Origin of the sequence: Bradyrhizobium sp. 186, assembly GCF_023101685.1 — a bacterium.
Classification (GTDB): domain Bacteria; phylum Pseudomonadota; class Alphaproteobacteria; order Rhizobiales; family Xanthobacteraceae; genus Bradyrhizobium.
This window is the reverse complement of sequence record NZ_CP082164.1, coordinates 4,398,978-4,414,184: the sequence shown is the minus strand read 5'-3', so window position 1 is coordinate 4,414,184 and position 15,207 is coordinate 4,398,978. Positions and strand designations below refer to the sequence as shown.

The 15,207-nt window shown below is 63.8% G+C and carries 18 protein-coding genes; 7 read left to right on the top strand and 11 right to left on the bottom strand.

Annotation, left to right across the window (positions count from 1 at the left end; all coding sequences use genetic code 11):
* Positions 1–101 precede the first annotated feature (101 nt).
* Positions 102–998, top strand: a complete 897-nt coding sequence (locus IVB18_RS21035) for an alpha/beta fold hydrolase (RefSeq protein WP_247990870.1) — start codon at positions 102–104, stop codon at positions 996–998.
* 103 nt (positions 999–1,101) lie between these two features.
* Here IVB18_RS21035 and IVB18_RS21030 read toward each other — a convergent pair whose 3' ends face one another.
* A complete protein-coding gene (locus IVB18_RS21030; protein WP_247990869.1) occupies positions 1,102–1,365 on the bottom strand; it encodes a hypothetical protein in 264 nt (87 codons plus the stop codon).
* A gap of 188 nt (positions 1,366–1,553) precedes the next feature.
* Positions 1,554–3,038 (bottom strand): aldehyde dehydrogenase family protein, encoded by a 1,485-nt coding sequence (locus IVB18_RS21025; protein ID WP_247990868.1) that lies wholly within the window; start codon positions 3,036–3,038, stop codon positions 1,554–1,556.
* A 113-nt stretch (positions 3,039–3,151) separates the two neighbouring features.
* On the opposite strand from IVB18_RS21025, the gene IVB18_RS21020 reads away from it, so the two are divergent.
* Positions 3,152–4,234: a substrate-binding domain-containing protein gene (locus tag IVB18_RS21020; RefSeq protein WP_247990867.1), complete on the top strand. Its 1,083-nt coding sequence runs from the start codon at positions 3,152–3,154 to the stop codon at positions 4,232–4,234.
* Positions 4,235–4,259: 25 nt separating this feature from the next.
* Here the strand turns inward: IVB18_RS21020 and IVB18_RS21015 are convergent, their stop codons facing one another.
* Entirely contained in the window at positions 4,260–4,856 is a 597-nt protein-coding gene (locus tag IVB18_RS21015) for a hypothetical protein (RefSeq protein WP_247990866.1), read from the bottom strand.
* 148 nt (positions 4,857–5,004) lie between these two features.
* Between IVB18_RS21015 and IVB18_RS21010 the strand changes: the two genes are divergently transcribed.
* Positions 5,005–5,943 (top strand): LysR family transcriptional regulator, encoded by a 939-nt coding sequence (locus tag IVB18_RS21010; RefSeq protein WP_247990865.1) that lies wholly within the window; start codon positions 5,005–5,007, stop codon positions 5,941–5,943.
* A gap of 109 nt (positions 5,944–6,052) precedes the next feature.
* A complete protein-coding gene (locus IVB18_RS21005; protein WP_247990864.1) occupies positions 6,053–7,000 on the top strand; it encodes a helix-turn-helix domain-containing protein in 948 nt (315 codons plus the stop codon).
* 37 nt (positions 7,001–7,037) lie between these two features.
* Here the strand turns inward: IVB18_RS21005 and IVB18_RS21000 are convergent, their stop codons facing one another.
* The 5 genes from IVB18_RS21000 to IVB18_RS20980 form a co-directional block, all read right to left on the bottom strand.
* On the bottom strand, positions 7,038–7,622 hold the full coding sequence (locus IVB18_RS21000; RefSeq protein ID WP_247990863.1) for a TIGR00645 family protein: 585 nt from the start codon (positions 7,620–7,622) through the stop codon (positions 7,038–7,040).
* Between the two features lie 34 nt (positions 7,623–7,656).
* Complete coding sequence (locus tag IVB18_RS20995; protein ID WP_247990862.1) at positions 7,657–8,295, bottom strand: TerC family protein; 639 nt, start codon at positions 8,293–8,295, stop codon at positions 7,657–7,659.
* A gap of 6 nt (positions 8,296–8,301) precedes the next feature.
* Complete coding sequence (locus tag IVB18_RS20990) at positions 8,302–8,640, bottom strand: hypothetical protein (RefSeq protein ID WP_247990861.1); 339 nt, start codon at positions 8,638–8,640, stop codon at positions 8,302–8,304.
* Between the two features lie 2 nt (positions 8,641–8,642).
* On the bottom strand, positions 8,643–9,110 hold the full coding sequence (locus IVB18_RS20985; RefSeq protein ID WP_247990860.1) for a TerB family tellurite resistance protein: 468 nt from the start codon (positions 9,108–9,110) through the stop codon (positions 8,643–8,645).
* Positions 9,111–9,406: 296 nt separating this feature from the next.
* A complete protein-coding gene (locus IVB18_RS20980) occupies positions 9,407–9,787 on the bottom strand; it encodes a nuclear transport factor 2 family protein (RefSeq protein ID WP_247990859.1) in 381 nt (126 codons plus the stop codon).
* 250 nt (positions 9,788–10,037) lie between these two features.
* Here IVB18_RS20980 and IVB18_RS20975 point away from each other — a divergent pair, with 250 nt between their 5' ends.
* The 3 genes from IVB18_RS20975 (at position 10,038) to IVB18_RS20965 (ending at position 12,759) form a co-directional block, all read left to right on the top strand.
* The gene (locus IVB18_RS20975) at positions 10,038–11,798 is read left to right on the top strand and encodes an MOSC and FAD-binding oxidoreductase domain-containing protein (RefSeq protein ID WP_247990858.1); all 1,761 of its coding nucleotides are present in this window, start codon (positions 10,038–10,040) and stop codon (positions 11,796–11,798) included.
* 41 nt (positions 11,799–11,839) lie between these two features.
* Positions 11,840–12,436: a redoxin domain-containing protein gene (locus tag IVB18_RS20970; protein ID WP_247991690.1), complete on the top strand. Its 597-nt coding sequence runs from the start codon at positions 11,840–11,842 to the stop codon at positions 12,434–12,436.
* Positions 12,437–12,573: 137 nt separating this feature from the next.
* Entirely contained in the window at positions 12,574–12,759 is a 186-nt protein-coding gene (locus IVB18_RS20965; protein ID WP_247990857.1) for a hypothetical protein, read from the top strand.
* A 12-nt stretch (positions 12,760–12,771) separates the two neighbouring features.
* Here the strand turns inward: IVB18_RS20965 and IVB18_RS20960 are convergent, their stop codons facing one another.
* The 3 genes from IVB18_RS20960 to IVB18_RS20950 all read right to left on the bottom strand — a co-directional run bounded on the left by IVB18_RS20960 (position 12,772) and on the right by IVB18_RS20950 (position 15,205).
* Positions 12,772–13,080 (bottom strand): hypothetical protein, encoded by a 309-nt coding sequence (locus tag IVB18_RS20960; RefSeq protein ID WP_247990856.1) that lies wholly within the window; start codon positions 13,078–13,080, stop codon positions 12,772–12,774.
* Positions 13,081–13,168: 88 nt separating this feature from the next.
* Positions 13,169–14,557, bottom strand: a complete 1,389-nt coding sequence (gor, locus tag IVB18_RS20955) for a glutathione-disulfide reductase (RefSeq protein ID WP_247990855.1) — start codon at positions 14,555–14,557, stop codon at positions 13,169–13,171.
* 129 nt (positions 14,558–14,686) lie between these two features.
* A complete protein-coding gene (locus IVB18_RS20950; protein ID WP_247990854.1) occupies positions 14,687–15,205 on the bottom strand; it encodes a DUF2059 domain-containing protein in 519 nt (172 codons plus the stop codon).
* Positions 15,206–15,207 lie beyond the last annotated feature (2 nt).

The following is a 15,207-nucleotide window of genomic DNA, read 5'->3' as shown; positions in this document are numbered from 1 at the left end:
CGCCAGTTGTAAATCCATTTCGCACTGCAAACCCTTGCGGGGAAAGCCGAATTCGCATCTGCTGGAAGCCAGAGGAAACTCGGCAAGGACATCGGCTGCCCATGGACGCCGCAAGCGACGACGTTTTCATCGACGAGATCAGCTTCCCGGCAGGCGACGGCTATGCGCTGACCGGCACCCTGTTTCTGCCGCGCGGCACCAAGCGCCATGCCGTCCTGATCAATTCGGCGACCGCCGTCCCGCGCAAAATCTATCGCGGCTTTGCCTCCTACCTCGCCCATCGCGGCTGCGCGGTCCTGACCTACGACTATCGCGGCATCGGCGACTCCCGGCACCCCGCGATGGTCGGATACAACCAGCCGAAGTCGCTGGTCGGCTTCAAGGCCTCGATGTCGGACTGGGCTGCGCTCGACGTCGCCGCGGCGGTGCGCTGGATGCGTGAGCGCTACAACACGCTGCCGTTTGCCTATGTCGGCCATTCCTTCGGCGGCCAGGCGCTGGGGCTGCTCGCGAACAACACTGAAATATCGCGCGCCATACTCCTGGCCTCGCAGGCCGCGACCTGGCGGCTGATGACATCGCCGGAGAAATACCGCGTCTATGCCTTCATGAATTTCGTCGGCGTGCCGCTGGTCCACACGCTCGGCTACGCGCCGGGCTGGGCCGGCATCGGCGAGGACCTGCCCAAGGGCGTCTTCCTGCAATGGGCCGAATGGGTCTCCAGCCCGCGCTATCTCTTCGATTCAAAATTGCCGGCGCTGGAGAACTTCGCGAAGTACAAGGGCGAGCTGCGCGCGCTGTGTTTCTCCGACGATCCCTGGGCGACGCGGCCCGCTGTCGAGCTGCTCACGAGCGGATTCGTCGCGACCAAGCCGGAGGTGCTGACGGTCAAGCCATCCGAAATCGGCGCCAAGGCGATCGGCCATTTCGGGTTCTTTCGCCCCGAGCACCGCGACACGCTCTGGCGCGGCGTGGCGGAATGGATCCAGGGGGAGTGAAGGCGCTAAAGCATGATCCGGAAAAGTGCGCAGCGGTTTTCCGAAAAGATCATGCTCAAACAACCTAAAGCGCGATGACGATTCATCCCAATCGCATCGCGCTTTAGCGGATGATCGTCGTCAGCGACGAGTAACGCCTGTTCGGCTTGGCTTCACCCGGCGCGAATTGCGCGAAGGCGTCGCTGACGCGGACCGCCGGCGGCGTGTCGCCTGCGAAGCGAAATTCCCTTGGCCGCGGCGCATAGAAGGCGCTGCTGTAATAAGCGTCGTCGAAACGCGCTTCGCCGAAGCCGAACAATGCGTCGCAGGCGAACAGAAGCGCATACACCCCTGCCACCGCAACGACGATCTCTCTGAGAACCGACATGCTGATGCCCTACCCTTTCCGGGAAGGATGCATGTCGGTTCCAAAGCTCGGGTTTAAGGCGGCGCGGTTCTTGTCCGCAGGGTTTGCCGCCGCTGAGCGGATTGCAGACAATTTTATTGATTGTGAAAATGGAACCCGCCTGACCGGACGGATCAGGCAGGCTCCAGGGCTGGCCGGCTCGGGAGGTATCAGACGGCCAAGTTCATCCAGACTGCCTTGGGCTCGGTGAAATTGTCGATCGCGGCGGTGCCGTGCTCGCGGCCCAGGCCGGAGTCGCGTTCGCCGCCCCAAGGCAGCCGCACGTCGGTATAGCCATAGGTGTTCATCCAGACGGTGCCTGCACGCGCCCGCTTGGCGAAGCGCTGGAGCTTGCCCATGTCGCGGCTCCAGACGCCGGCGGCAAGGCTGTAAGCCGTGCCGTTGGCGATCCTGAGCGCATCGGCCTCGTCCCTGAACTTGATCACGCTGACGACGGGGCCAAAAATCTCCTCCTGCGAGATCCGCATCTCGTGCGCGACATTCGCGAACACCGCAGGGCTGATGAAGTAGCCGCGCTCGCCGACCTTCTCACCGCCGGTGACGAGGGTCGCGCCTTCCTTCTGCCCGATGTCAACATAATCGAGGATCGACTTCATCTGCTTCTCTGAGATCACCGGCCCGAGCGCCGTCTTGCGATCGAGCGGATCGCCGATCCTGAGCGATTTTGCGCGCGCCGCCAGTCGCTCGACGACTTCGTCATAGGCTTTCTCCTGCACCAGCACGCGGGAGCCGGCCGAGCACACCTGGCCCGCATTGAAGAAGATGCCGGATGCAGCCGCCTTCGAGGCGGCTTCAAGATCGGCATCATCGAAAATGACATTGGCCGACTTGCCGCCGAGCTCGAGCGAGACGCGCTTGAAATTGCCAGCTGCGCCCTTCATGATTCCGCGCCCCACACCCGGCGAGCCGGTGAAGGTGACCTTGTCGACATCGGGATGATTGACCAGCGCGTCGCCGACAACGTGGCCGGGTCCCGTGACGACGTTGAAGACGCCGGGCGGCAGGCCGGCTTCAAGTGCCAGCTCGGCGATGCGTAGCGCCGACAGCGAGGTCAGCTCGGCCGGCTTCATCACAACGGTGCAGCCGCAGGCCAGCGCCGGCGCGAGCTTCCACATGCCGATCATCAGCGGGAAATTCCAGGGCACGATGGCCGCGACCACGCCGACCGGCTCGCGCACGGTGTAGGTCAGGGCATCGTCACGCACGGGCACGACGTCGCCGCTGATCTTGTCGGCCCAGCCGGCGTAATAGATCAGCGTGTCGACGGCCGCCGGAAAATCCTGGCGCAGCGTTGCAGAGATCGGCTTGCCCGCATCCATCGACTCGATCTCGGCGATCTCGTCGCCGTGCAGCTTGAGCAGCTCCGCCCAGCGCAGCAGGATCTGACCGCGCCCGGAGGCCCGCATCGTCCGCCACGGGCCTTCGAACGCCCGCCGCGCGGCGGCGACCGCATGGTCGACATCGGCCCCGTTGCCTTCGGCGACGGTGGCGATGACTTGCCCGGTCGCAGGATTGAGGGACTTGAAAGTGCGCCCGGAGCTTGCGGGGACGCGGCGGCCATTGATCAGCAGATGCTGCGACCGGGACATGAACTCGGTGGCCGGCGAGTGTGCAAAGTCATATGCAACGGACATCATATCTCCTCCTCTTCTGGTATACCAGACTAGGCGCCCGTTGGCCGGTGTAAATATGATATGCTGTGCCTATGGACGCCCCATATATGAACTAGACTTCATAAGGCTTGCCCTTGCTTCAAATCGAGATCGAGGCTGTTTGGAGGTTTCGCCGGGAAGGTAGCCCGCGCACGGCGGTGGTCATGCTCGGCATCCTCAATGAAATCCGGAAGACCGGGAAAATCTCAAGCGCGGCCAGCGATGCCCACCTCTCCTACCGCCACGTCTGGAATCTGATCGAGCAATGGTCGGCGTTTTTCGGCACGCCGCTGGTCGAAACCCAGCGCGGCAAGGGCACCAAGCTGACTGCGTTCGGCGAGCGGCTGGTGTGGGCCGGCGAGCGCATGCAGGCGCGGCTCGGGCCCCAACTCGAAAATCTCGCGCAGGAGCTTGCGAGCGAGATCAAGCCGTTTCTCGAGCAGCGGCCTTCGGTGATCCGCGTCCATGCCAGCCACGGCTTTGCGGTGGCGAAGCTGCGCGAATTCCTCGACCGCGAGCCCGGCATCGGCGTCGACCTGCGCTATGTCAGCAACCAGAACTCGCTGGTGTCGCTGGCGCAGGGCGCCTGCGACCTCTCCGGCCTGCATTTGCCACACGGCGCGCTGCGGGCGCAGGGGATCAAGACGGCGCGCGAATGGCTCGATCCGCGCGAGGACCGCGTCATCAGCTTTGTCACGCGCGAGATGGGGCTGATGGTCGCGCGCGGCAATCCACTTGGCATCACATCGATCGAGGATCTCACCGCGCCCAAGCTGCGCTTCGTCAACCGCGACCATGATTCCGGCACGCGCCTGCTGTTCGACCAACTGCTCGCCGCACACGGCATCGACGAGAGCCGCATCAACGGCGCGCAGCAGATCGAGTTCACGCATGCCGCGGTCGCAGCCTATGTCGCAAGCGGCATGGCGGATGCAAGTTTTGGCGTCGAGGCCGCCGCCCGGCAATTCGGCCTCGATTTCATCCGGATCCTCACCGAGGATTATTTCTTCGTCTGCAAGCGCGCGTTCCTGGACACCGGGCCGATGCAGCGCATCCTCGAGATCATGCGCAGCGCGGATTTTCGTGCAGCGGTGGCGAGCCTGCCCGGTTACGTGCCGTCGGACACGGGTGATGTGACCGGCGTGAAGGCGTTTCTGGAGATGCACGCCGTGCGATGATGCCGCATTGTATCGCCGCGTTCAGTCAGAAGACCGGCTCGTCCTTCAGCGCGGAGATCACCTGCTCGCCTTGCGCGGTCAGGCGATAGGTCACCAGCGGACGGCTCGACGGCGGCTTGCGCGCGATTTCGACGATGTAGCCGCGCACCATCAGGGCTTCAAAGCTGCCGTAGTAGCCGAACATGCTGATCTGGCTCTGCTTGAGCGTCTTGAACTCGCGCAGCAGACGGATCTCATTGCCCGAGAGCAGCGATCGGCGGACGCGCTGAACGAACCGCTCGCGCTGCTCGAACCAGGCCTGGTCGGGCAGCTCGCGCGATGGCGGTGCAGGGTCCCGTTCGCAGGGGCGCATCTCAGCGGAGACATTGGCCGTGACCGGCGGCAGGCACGGGATGCTGCTTCCGACCGCTTCCTTCGCGAGATCCAGCAATGCGATAGGCCAGCGCCGCTTGTTGTCCACCATGACCGGTGACGGCACGACGTTGTCGCGCACCAATTGCTCGAAGCGGCCAGCGGTCACGCCGACATAGGCGGCCGCGCGACGGCGATCGACCAAACGGGTCTCCAGCGCGACCCCGGGTTCGCCCGCGACCTCGGGTTCGCAAACAATGTTCTCGTCCACCCAAAAATCCCCTGGCGCGTCGTTGCGCAGGCCTGGCGCCCCAGCCAAGCCGCGGCGAACCTAGGTGGAACCAGCGCTCTCGAAAAGCAGAGAATTTCGTACATGTTGATGCCGTTTCGGCAACAGCTATAGTCCGGCTGGGGATCCCATGCGATTTCACTCACCTTCTATCCAGTATTTCCATGCGGTCCGCCGCACCGGCTCGATCCGGGCGGCCGCGCGGGTCCTGAACGTCGCCTCCTCCGCGGTCAGCCGCCAAATTCTCAAGCTCGAACAAGAGATTGGATCGCCCTTGTTCGAGCGCACGGCGCGCGGCCTGACCTTGACGACGGTCGGCGAGATGCTGGCGCGCCACGTCATGAATGTGCTCCAGGACCTCGACCGCTTTCGCTCCGATGTGCAGTCGCTGTCCGGCACCTGGCACGGCACCGTCAGCATCGCCTGCATCGAGTCGCTCACCGAGTCGGTGCTGCCGGACCTGATCGCCTCGCATCGCGGCCGCGCCCGGCGCGTCAGTTTCACCACCGAGGTGAAGGGATCATCGGACGTGCTGGAGGCCCTGAGCCGCGGCGAAGCCGATATCGGCATCGCCATGGCGCTCCGGCATCCGCCCGACTTGCGGCAGGTCGCATTGAAGCGGTTTCGCCTCGGCGCCGTGGTCGCGCGCGAGCATCCGCTGGCGCGCCGCAAGACGGTCACGCTGGCTCAATGTCTCGCCTTCCCCGTCATCCACGCGCTGCCGGAGCTGTCGATCTATCACCTGCTTCAGCCGCTGATTGCGCAACTCTCCGAGACGCCGGAGCCGGCGATCCAGGCCAACTCGATCGACTTGATGCGCGAGCTCGCCGCGCGCGGCGTCGGCGTTGCGTTCCAGACCCAGCTTGGCATCGGCCGCCTGTCGCGCGACAGCCAGCTCGTTTTCCTGCCGCTCGACAATGCGGGGAGCCCGGTGTGGTCGGATCTCGGCATCTACGTTCGCGCCGAACGTACCCTGCCCGCCTACACCGAGTCGTTTCTTCAGGAACTGGTGCGCGAATTGGGTGAGCGCGAGCGGCGGGAGAACGCGGCGTATCCGCAGGTCGCGTGATGAGGCGTCGACGAACTGGCAGTAGTCTTCCGGAATAGGGCCAATGGTCGGCCGTCTGATACTTTCGGTGGACTCAGCCCGCTCAACCAGATGCCCCCAGGATTCCGAAATGCCGCTCCACCGGCTGAAGCCTTCGCGAGTCCTCGGCATCGAACGCTTCTCGGACTTCGGCGAATTTCGCGCCAACGAGGTGCTTGGCCTCGGCACCAGCACCCCGCTCCGCCCGCGAGATTTCTCCTTGTCCCGCGCCATCCTGCCGCTCCAGGACGGGCTCTTCGTGCTCCAGCGCGCCTTCGCCCGCCGGCTCGAGGTCGATGTCGGCACCGACCATGGCGTCGGCCTCGTGGTCCCGTTCTGCTTTCACTCGATCAGCAACGGCCGCGAGATCGACAATGCGACGGTGAGCGTCGTACGCGGCAAAGTTCCTATCAAGTCTGTCGAGCAGCACCCCAACACTTACCTGATGATGCGCTTCAATTCGGACATGCGCCATCGCGGCTGGGCGGACTACGACACCGGCCTCGCGTTCTTTCGTCCGCCAAACGAGCCGATGGCACGCCTGCGTGCCGCGATCCTGAACATGTTTTGCTTGGCCTCGGGAGGCAACGATCCCAGGCAGTTCGAAGCGCTCAACCGGCCGATCCAGGAGACGCTTCTCGCCTGCCTCGACGCCACTCTGGTGCCAGCCGAGGCGCTGGCCGCGCGACGCGGATCGTTCGACAAGTACCGCAAACTGATCGCGCGTCTCGACGAAGTCGTCGTGCTGTTCGGCAGCAAACCGCTCTACAGCGACGAGCTCGCCAGCGCGCTCGGCGTATCCGTGCGCACCCTCCAGACCGCGACGCACGCGGTGCACGGCGTGAGCCTGCACCATTATCTGCGTCTCAAGCGGCTGTGGTCCACCCGTATCCAGCTCATGACCGGAAGCGCCGGAGTAAGCGTCAAGGCCGCAGCACTCGGCAACGGCTTCTGGCACATGGGTGATTTCTCGAGGGGCTACAGGTTGACGTTCGGGGAGACGCCCTCCGAGACGCTGGCGCGGGGCCGGCGCCTCTGAGCGCCCCGTTGACGTCTGAGAGGCCGGACCGCACCGCTCAACCGTGACGGGCCTCCTTGCGCTGCCCGCTCTCGCTGAGACGGTCGACCCAGGCGATGCCGACCGCGGAGATGATGAAGGTCAGGTGGATCAGCACCTGCCACATCACGCCGGTCTCGGTAAAATTGCTGCGCGTGGTGCCGAGATTGCCCGCCTCGATGAAGGTCCTGAGCAACGAGATCGAGGAGATGCCGATGATCGCCATCGCGAGCTTGATCTTGAGCACGCTGGCATTGACGTGGCTCAGCCATTCCGGCTCGTCCGGATGGCCGCTTAGGTTCAGGCGCGAAACGAAGGTCTCGTAGCCGCCGACGATCACCATGACCAGCAGGTTCGAGATCATCACGACGTCGATCAGCCCGAGCACGATCAGCATGATTTGCTGCTCGCTGGCGTCGAACGAGTGCAAGACCAGCTGCCAGAGCTCTTTCAGGAACAGCAGCACATAGACGGCCTGCGCGATGATGAGGCCGACATAGAGCGGCACTTGCAGCCAACGAGAGCCGAAGATGAGTTGGGCAAACGGCCCGATCTGCGGCTCCGGCGCGGAGAGCGCCGAAGGTGCTTTGGGTTCAGACGTCATTGATCACTCCGGATTGCGGACTAGAAGCGTCGGGTCAGAGACTGGCGATGACCGGCGCAAGCTCGAGCGAGCCGCGATAGATCATCTCGAAGGCGACGTAAACGATGATGGCGAGGCCGACATAGGCGATCCAGCGCTGCTTCTGGAGCACGCGGCCGAGCAGATCGGCAGCAACGCCCATCAGCGCGACCGACAGCAGCAGGCCGAAGGCGAGGATGTAGGGATGCTCGCGCGCCGCGCCTGCGACCGCGAGCACATTGTCGAGCGACATCGAGACGTCGGCAGCGACGATCTGCGCCGCCGCCTGGCCAAAGGTTTTGCGCGGCGCTGGCGCAGCGCTTGCGCTGCCGCCATGGCTGAACGCGATCTCGCGCGTGTGCGCGGCCCGCTCGCGCAGCTCGCGCCACATCTTCCAGCACACCCACAACAGCAGCACGCCGCCCGCGAGCAGCAGGCCGATCACCTGCAAGAGCTGGGTCGCGATCCCGGCAAAGACGATGCGGAGCGCAGTGGCGGCAACGATACCGACCACGATGGTGCGTCGGCGCTGCTCGGCGGGCAGGCCGGCGGCGGCAAGGCCGATGACGACGGCGTTGTCGCCGGCGAGCACGAGGTCGATCAGGACGACTTGGAGTAGCGCGGACAGCGCCTCTGCGGTGATGAATTCAGTCATGACTGATCATTTTTGGGGTGCGGACGGATCAAGCCAATGCGGCTTGCGCCGCTCGATCCAGTCGAAGACCTTTGAACGGGACGAGCGCAGCGCAGGCACGTCCTCGGCGAGTAGCGCCAGACCCAGCGGCAGCATCCAGATGCCGAGCACCGGCAGGAAGGACAGTACGCCGCCGACGATGAACAGCGCGCCGGAGGGAATCCGGACCCAGCGGCTGGATGGTTTCAGCAGATAAGTGACGGTCTCGGCGAGACGGGGCGGCAGCCGATGAACGAGCGCATCGAGGCGCGCGTCGCCGCCGGCGGAGCTGCTGGCCGTGTTTCGCTCGTCTGAAGCTGCACTCATACTCACTCCGCGAAGGCTGCACGCTGTTCGGCGCGCGCGACATTGGGGCCGACCTGCTTGGCGCGCGGTAACACCAGCGTCAGCAGGCGCAACAGCTTGATCGCCTGCACTTCGTGAGGATGCACATCCTCGTCCGCGGCGGCGACGCGCTCCGACAGGTCCATCAGGTGAGTCGATAGCGGCAGGTCCGAGACCGGACGCAGCGTATCGATCACCACATTTGCAAAGTCCGGCTCCTCGAGCCGTTCCGCCAGTTCATCAAATATTGCGAACAGCCGGTCGTCGGTGACGTGCGGCGCCAGCTTGCGATCCCTGATGAAGCGGACCACCTCGTCGCGCTCGACCGGCGAGACCCGGCGGTCGGCGACCGCAACGAGCGCACCGGCGATCACAAGCGCCACCGCAGCCTGCTCGTTGAGGCTGGACGGTTCGGTGATCTCGATCGGGTTTGAATGGTTGGCGTCAGACATCGTTGCTCCCTTACATTGCGCAAATGGCCGCGCGGAGCTGCGATGGGGACGATTAAGTCGGAGAGAACAGATAAGACCCGACGATCGGCCGATCCATCGCATTCGCGCGGGACAGGTCATCCGACATCACGAGGTTTGCCGACATCGTCGGCGTCCTCGCCAGAGGGGCCCGGATTCTTGTTCTCTCCAGAGATAAAGACGGGTCTGTCGGAATCAAGGCGGCCACAGTGCGACCAGCCGCCGCATCGGTTCCGTGTTGATGTATCCTTCAACTTCGTTGTTTCGACCGACGGCGTTCAGCCCACCCGCTCAACCAGATGCGCACGCGAACGCCCCGGATCGAACCGGTCGCCGAAATATTGCGTTTCGTGGGCGACCAGTCCTTCGCGGAATTCCATGATGCTCACGACGTAAGACGGCACGCCGTCATAAGTCAGGACGAGTTCGGTAACCCAGAGATCGCCACTGCCGATCATGCGCCGTACCGCAAAGCGCTTCTTGCTTGGCTGCACGGCACGACTTTCCTGGATGTTGCGTCGGCCATGAATCCGCTCGCCAGACTGCGGATAATCGAGCACCGCATCGTCTTGATAGATGTCGTGCTCCACCTCGAAATCATTTGCGTCCGAGGCATCCCAATGACGCCTAAGCGCCGCCAATTTGGCTTGATCGTCCATCTCGATCTCCGATCCTGGCTTCTCGCATCTCGACCGCGGAACTCCGTTGAAACCGACGCTCCCGGGAATGAAAATATACCCTGCGGCGTTCATCTGATGGCGCAGAACTCCAGCGGCAAGGCTGCCCTAGCAACGTCTAACAACGGCTAACGAGCTAACAATACGGTGATTAGGCTGCGGGCGACGATCGACGCGCAGGTCGCTCGCGACAACGGCTTGCAATTCGCGCGATCATCGCCGGGGAAAAATGATGGCCCGTCTGCTTTCGCTCAATGTCGGCTTGCCGCGCGACGTCGCCTGGCAAGGCAGAACCGTACATACGGGCATCTGGAAAGCGCCGGTTGATGGCCCGCGCATGGTGCGCCGACTGAACGTCGACGGCGACGGACAGGGCGATGTGGCGGGCCACGGCGGCGAACACCGCGCCGTCTTCGTCTATCAGGACGATTCCTACCGGTACTGGCAGGACCAACTGGGTCGAACGGACCTTGCTTACGGGCAATTTGGCGAAAACTTCACGGTCGATGGCCTGGCCGACGCGGAGGTGTGCATCGGGGACCGCTACCGGATCGGAAGTGCCCTGCTCGAGGTGACGCAGCCACGCGTGACCTGTTACCGCCTCGGCATTCGCTTGAACGAGCCGGAAATGGCCGCGCTGCTCGTGAAGCACGGCAGACCCGGCTTCTATTTTCGTGTGATCGAGGAAGGCCAAGCAGAGGCCGGCGACGAGATCACGCAAGAAGCGGCGGGGCCCGAGCAAATGAGCGTGTTCGAGATCAACGCGCTGTTGTACGCGCCGGGTCATCCCCGCGATCGCCTGGAGCACGCGCTGCGTATTCCGGCGCTGAGCAGCGGTTGGCGTCATTCCTTCGAGGCGCTGCTGGCGCAGCAGCGTAGGGACGGTGCGACAACGGGAAACCCGGGACTTGTCGCAGCGTCCGGACCACCTCCGGCCTGGCGTGGATTCCGCGCGTTTCGCGTATCGCGCAAGGTGCGCGAAAGCGACAACGTGACCTCGCTCGTGCTCGAGCCGACCGACGGACAGCCTGTTGCCGCCGCCCTCCCCGGGCAGTTCGTCGTGTTGCAGTTGGGGCCGGCTGCCGCACCCGCGCTGATGCGAAGCTATTCGTTGTCGGGAGAGCCCAGCACTGCGTGCTATCGTCTCAGCGTCAAGCAGGAAGCACACGGCGTGGCCAGCGCCTATATCGCCGAAGAGCTGAAGGCCGGCGACGTGGTACACGCGAGTGCGCCGCGCGGAGGTTTCACACTGCGACAAGGCGAGCGGCCTGTCGTGCTGCTGAGCGCCGGGATCGGCGTGACGCCGGTGCTCGCGATGCTTCACGCGCTGGCGGCGGAGGCATCGACGCGGGACATCTGGTGGCTGCACGGGATCCGTAACGGCCGCGAACATCCGTTTGCGACGGAGGCGCGCGGACTGCTGGATGCGCTAGCTCACCATCACAGCCACATCTGCTACAGCGCGCCCGCCCCCGGCGATCGGCCCAATGTGGATTTCGATACGGCTGGCCATCTCGATATCCGAGTGCTCCAAGCTCTCGACATACCGCACGACAGTGACTTCTATATCTGCGGACCGGCAAGCTTCATGAGCGATCTGACCTCCGGCCTTGCGACCTCAGGCGTAACGGCGGATCGCATCCATACCGAGTTGTTCGGCGCCAGGCCGTCCCTGACGCCTGGCATTGCGCGATCGCCGCAGATGCCCCCGCATCTGCCGGTCGGGCCTCCCGGCCCGGGACCGAACGTCTCGTTCGCCCGTAGCGGTCTCAATGTTCGCTGGTCGCGATCATACGGAAGTTTGCTGGAATTGGCCGAAGCTTGCGACATACCCGTACGTTGGTCGTGTCGAACGGGGGTCTGCCACAACTGCGAGACCGGGCTCGTGGCGGGAACGGTCAGCTATCGTCCGGACCCGATCGACGCGCCGGCGGACGGCAATGTCCTGATCTGCTGCTCACGACCCGAGGGCGACATCGTGGTCGATCTTTGATCGGCGCCGACGCAACTGCACCAAACCGTGGAGAGATTGAAATGCGACCAGACATCATGGAGGGAGTCACCTTTCCGGATTACGAGCTCAGCGACCACACTGGCAAGCATCGAAAGCTGTCCGAGTTGCAGGGTGACGATCCGATGGTGCTTGTCCTTGGCCGTGGCGGCTTTTGTCCGAAGGATCGACGTCAGGCCGAAGGGCTGCTGCAACTGCACCGGGAGATGGAGGTGGGCTACTGCCGGATGGTCACGATCACGACCGACACCATCAGCCAGACCAGCGAATACCGCAGCGGCGTGGGCGCTCACTGGCCTTTTCTCTCCGATCCGCGGCGCATCATTCAGAAGGATCTCGACATCGCCGAGTATACTGATCCCATCCACAATCCGATGATTCCGCACGTCATTGTGCTGGAGCCCCGCCTTGTCGTTCACAAGGTCTACAATGGCTACTGGTTCTTCGGACGTCCGACCGTCGAAGAGCTCCGGCAAGATCTCCGAGCCGTAAGCAGGAAATGCCGTCCGGATTGGGACATCACAGCGCCCGGACTGAAAACTCTCTGGCAGCAGGGCCGCAAGGAGCATTTTTATCCGTATGGCAAGGCTCAAATCCAAATCCTTGGCGAACAGGACTAGAAGCACGCACGAGACGCACTCGGCACGATCCGTGTCGGGAACGCAGCTCGAACCGCCTATGGCGGCACCGTCATAGCGCCCGCGCAAGCTTGGGGAATGAAAATGTCGTTCCTGAATTCGGTGTCGTCGAGGACCGCATGAACCACATTACCTGTTGCGCCGGCTGCGGCCAGGGCCTCGTCCCCATCCTGTCCGAGAACGGCCGCGCGCAGCTCAGCTGCTTCTGGTGCGAGGGCGTTGACGCGCGAACGATGGACATGGCGAAGTGGGCGGACAGTCCGACGGGCAAGCCTGAGCCGATTGCCCGTCACCCCTTCGAATGAGCTCTCTCCGCGTCAGATCCTCGCCGCCAGGCTCTGCGGGGAAACAAGACGGTACTTCAGGGGGCGAGCAGCCACCGGCGTTCGTGACGGACGGCGCCGCGGGATGAAGAAGCTGTTCACCAGGATCGGCTCGTCATCGCCGAGCGTGGTTCGCTCCCTGACGAGCAGGCTCATGACCGAACGCATCTTGAGGATTTCCTGCGCCACGAAGCTACAGTCCTCGTCCCGATTGATCTGTTCACGCACGATCGCCTCAGCCTCGAGCATGCTGACGCGGAGCGCCCTAATGGTTCTGCGGATTTCGTTGATACGGTTGTCCATAGCTGCCTCCATCACGGTTGCAGCATAAGAACAAATCATGAACAAACCGTCAAGGGCCTGGAGGACGTCCAGGCCCGGAAACTGAACCCTACTCCGCTGCCTGCCGCACGTGGCGCGCGGTCGGGGTGCGCATGGTGACGAGCTCTTCGGCGGCGGTCGGGTGCAGCGCGAAGGTGGCGTCGAAGTCGGCCTTGGTCGCCTTCATCTTCACCGCGATCGCGACCGCCTGGGTGATCTCGGCGGCGGCATCGCCGACGATGTGGCAGCCGAGCACGCGATCGGAGGCGCCGTCGACGACGAGCTTTATCAGCACGCGGGTGTCGCGGCCGGACATCGTCGCCTTGATCGGGCGAAACGTCGTCTTGTAGATGTCGACGTGGCCATATTGGGCGCGCGCCTCGGTCTCGGTGAGACCGACGGTGCCGATCTCCGGCTGCGAGAACACGGCAGTCGGGATGGTGGAATGATCCACCCTCACCTCGCGCTTGCCGAACACGGTGTCGGCGAAGGCGTGGCCCTCGCGGATCGCGACCGGCGTCAGATTGTGGCGATGGGTGACGTCGCCGATGGCGTAGATGTTGTCGACCGAGCTCTTGGAGAAATGGTCGACCGCGATGCCGCCGTTGTTCGGATTGATGGCGACGCCGGCCTTTTCCAGGCCGAGATTGGCGACGGCGGGATGGCGGCCGATCGCGAACATCACCTGCTCGGAGGCGACGCTCGAGCCGTTCGACAGATGTGTTGTGAATTCCTCGCCATGGCGATCGACCTTGCTCACCGTGCAGCCGGTGAGAATGGTGATGCCCTGCTTCTCCATCTCGGCGCGGACATGAGCGCGGACATCCTCGTCAAAGCCGCGCAAGATGTTGTCGCCGCGATAGATCACGGTGACGTCGGAGCCGAAGCCGGCAAAGATGCCGGCGAATTCCAGCGCAATGTAGCCGCCGCCCTGGATCACGATCCGCTTCGGCTGCGTCTTCAGGTGAAACGCCTCGTTGGAGGAGATCACGTGCTCGATACCGGGGATCATGGCGCCGTGATTGGGCGCGCCGCCGGTTGCGACCAGGATGTACTTTGCCGTGATCCTCCTGTCGTTCTCGAGCAGGCGGACGGTGTGCTTGTCCTCGATCACCGCGCGGCTCTTGACGATCTGCCCGCCCGACTTCTCGACGTTTGTCGTGTAGGCCGCCTCCAGCCGCGCGATCTCCTTGTCCTTGTTGGCGATCAGCGTCGGCCAGTCGAAGCTTATGGACGGAATGGTCCAGCCGAAGCCCGCGGCGTCCTCGATCTCGTGACGGACGTGCGAGCCGATCACGAGCAGCTTCTTCGGCACGCAGCCGCGGATCACGCAGGTGCCGCCCATACGGTACTCTTCCGCGATCATCACGCGGGCGCCGTATCCGGCCGCGATGCGGGCGGCGCGCACACCGCCTGAACCGCCACCGATGACAAAGAGGTCGACGTCGAATTCAGCCATTGTCCACTCCGACCTCTAGCTAGAGCTTGATCCGGAAAAGTGTGGAGCGGTTTTCCGAAAAGATCATGCTCAAATAACAACCTAAAGCGCGATGACGCGCTTTAGGGATTTCTGATCAGATAGGCTCTGTCAGATCTCCTTGCCACGCTTGCGCATCTCGGCGCGGAAGGCACCCATCACCGTCTCGGAGAAGTTCTGGGCCCAGGAGTTCATGAAGGCCATGCTCAGCCCGATGGCGCGGGGCTCGGCCTCGATCAGCTTCTTGCCGAGCGGCGACTTGTAGAAGGTGACGAGGTCCTTCAGCTCCTGCTCGGTGAACTCGCTGGCATAGACCTGCGCCATGCCTTCGCCGATCTCCTTCTCGCGGCCGGTAAGCTGCTGGTTGACGACCCCGGCGACCTCGTTGAGATCCTTCTGGTAGTTGAGGTTCTGCTGGATCAGCGCGATCTTGGTCTTCTCGACCAGGCCGGGCACGGCGTTGGCGTACATCGCACTGGCGTTCTTGATCGTCAGGATCTCCTTGGCCGCCGCGATGGCCGCCGGCGAGGATTTCGACGGGGGCGGCTGCTGGGCCACGGCCGGGGCGGCGCAAACGGCCAGTGCCACAGCGAGGGTCGCGGCCGGCAAGAATTTCAAAACACTCTTCATTC

Excerpts from the sequence above, each read along its gene's own strand:
- IVB18_RS21035 (WP_247990870.1), top strand. The coding sequence starts at position 102 with ATGGACGCCGCAAGCGACGACGTTTTCATCGACGAGATCAGCTTCCCG.
- IVB18_RS21030 (WP_247990869.1), bottom strand. The coding sequence starts at position 1,365 with ATGTCGGTTCTCAGAGAGATCGTCGTTGCGGTGGCAGGGGTGTATGCG.
- IVB18_RS21025 (WP_247990868.1), bottom strand. The coding sequence starts at position 3,038 with ATGTCCGTTGCATATGACTTTGCACACTCGCCGGCCACCGAGTTCATG.
- IVB18_RS21010 (WP_247990865.1), top strand. The coding sequence starts at position 5,005 with ATGCGATTTCACTCACCTTCTATCCAGTATTTCCATGCGGTCCGCCGC.
- IVB18_RS21005 (WP_247990864.1), top strand. The coding sequence starts at position 6,053 with ATGCCGCTCCACCGGCTGAAGCCTTCGCGAGTCCTCGGCATCGAACGC.
- IVB18_RS21000 (WP_247990863.1), bottom strand. The coding sequence starts at position 7,622 with ATGACGTCTGAACCCAAAGCACCTTCGGCGCTCTCCGCGCCGGAGCCG.
- IVB18_RS20995 (WP_247990862.1), bottom strand. The coding sequence starts at position 8,295 with ATGACTGAATTCATCACCGCAGAGGCGCTGTCCGCGCTACTCCAAGTC.
- IVB18_RS20990 (WP_247990861.1), bottom strand. The coding sequence starts at position 8,640 with ATGAGTGCAGCTTCAGACGAGCGAAACACGGCCAGCAGCTCCGCCGGC.
- IVB18_RS20985 (WP_247990860.1), bottom strand. The coding sequence starts at position 9,110 with ATGTCTGACGCCAACCATTCAAACCCGATCGAGATCACCGAACCGTCC.
- IVB18_RS20980 (WP_247990859.1), bottom strand. The coding sequence starts at position 9,787 with ATGGACGATCAAGCCAAATTGGCGGCGCTTAGGCGTCATTGGGATGCC.
- IVB18_RS20975 (WP_247990858.1), top strand. The coding sequence starts at position 10,038 with ATGGCCCGTCTGCTTTCGCTCAATGTCGGCTTGCCGCGCGACGTCGCC.
- IVB18_RS20970 (WP_247991690.1), top strand. The coding sequence starts at position 11,840 with ATGCGACCAGACATCATGGAGGGAGTCACCTTTCCGGATTACGAGCTC.
- IVB18_RS20965 (WP_247990857.1), top strand. The coding sequence starts at position 12,574 with ATGAACCACATTACCTGTTGCGCCGGCTGCGGCCAGGGCCTCGTCCCC.
- IVB18_RS20960 (WP_247990856.1), bottom strand. The coding sequence starts at position 13,080 with ATGGACAACCGTATCAACGAAATCCGCAGAACCATTAGGGCGCTCCGC.
- gor (WP_247990855.1), bottom strand. The coding sequence starts at position 14,557 with ATGGCTGAATTCGACGTCGACCTCTTTGTCATCGGTGGCGGTTCAGGC.
- IVB18_RS20950 (WP_247990854.1), bottom strand. The coding sequence starts at position 15,205 with ATGAAGAGTGTTTTGAAATTCTTGCCGGCCGCGACCCTCGCTGTGGCA.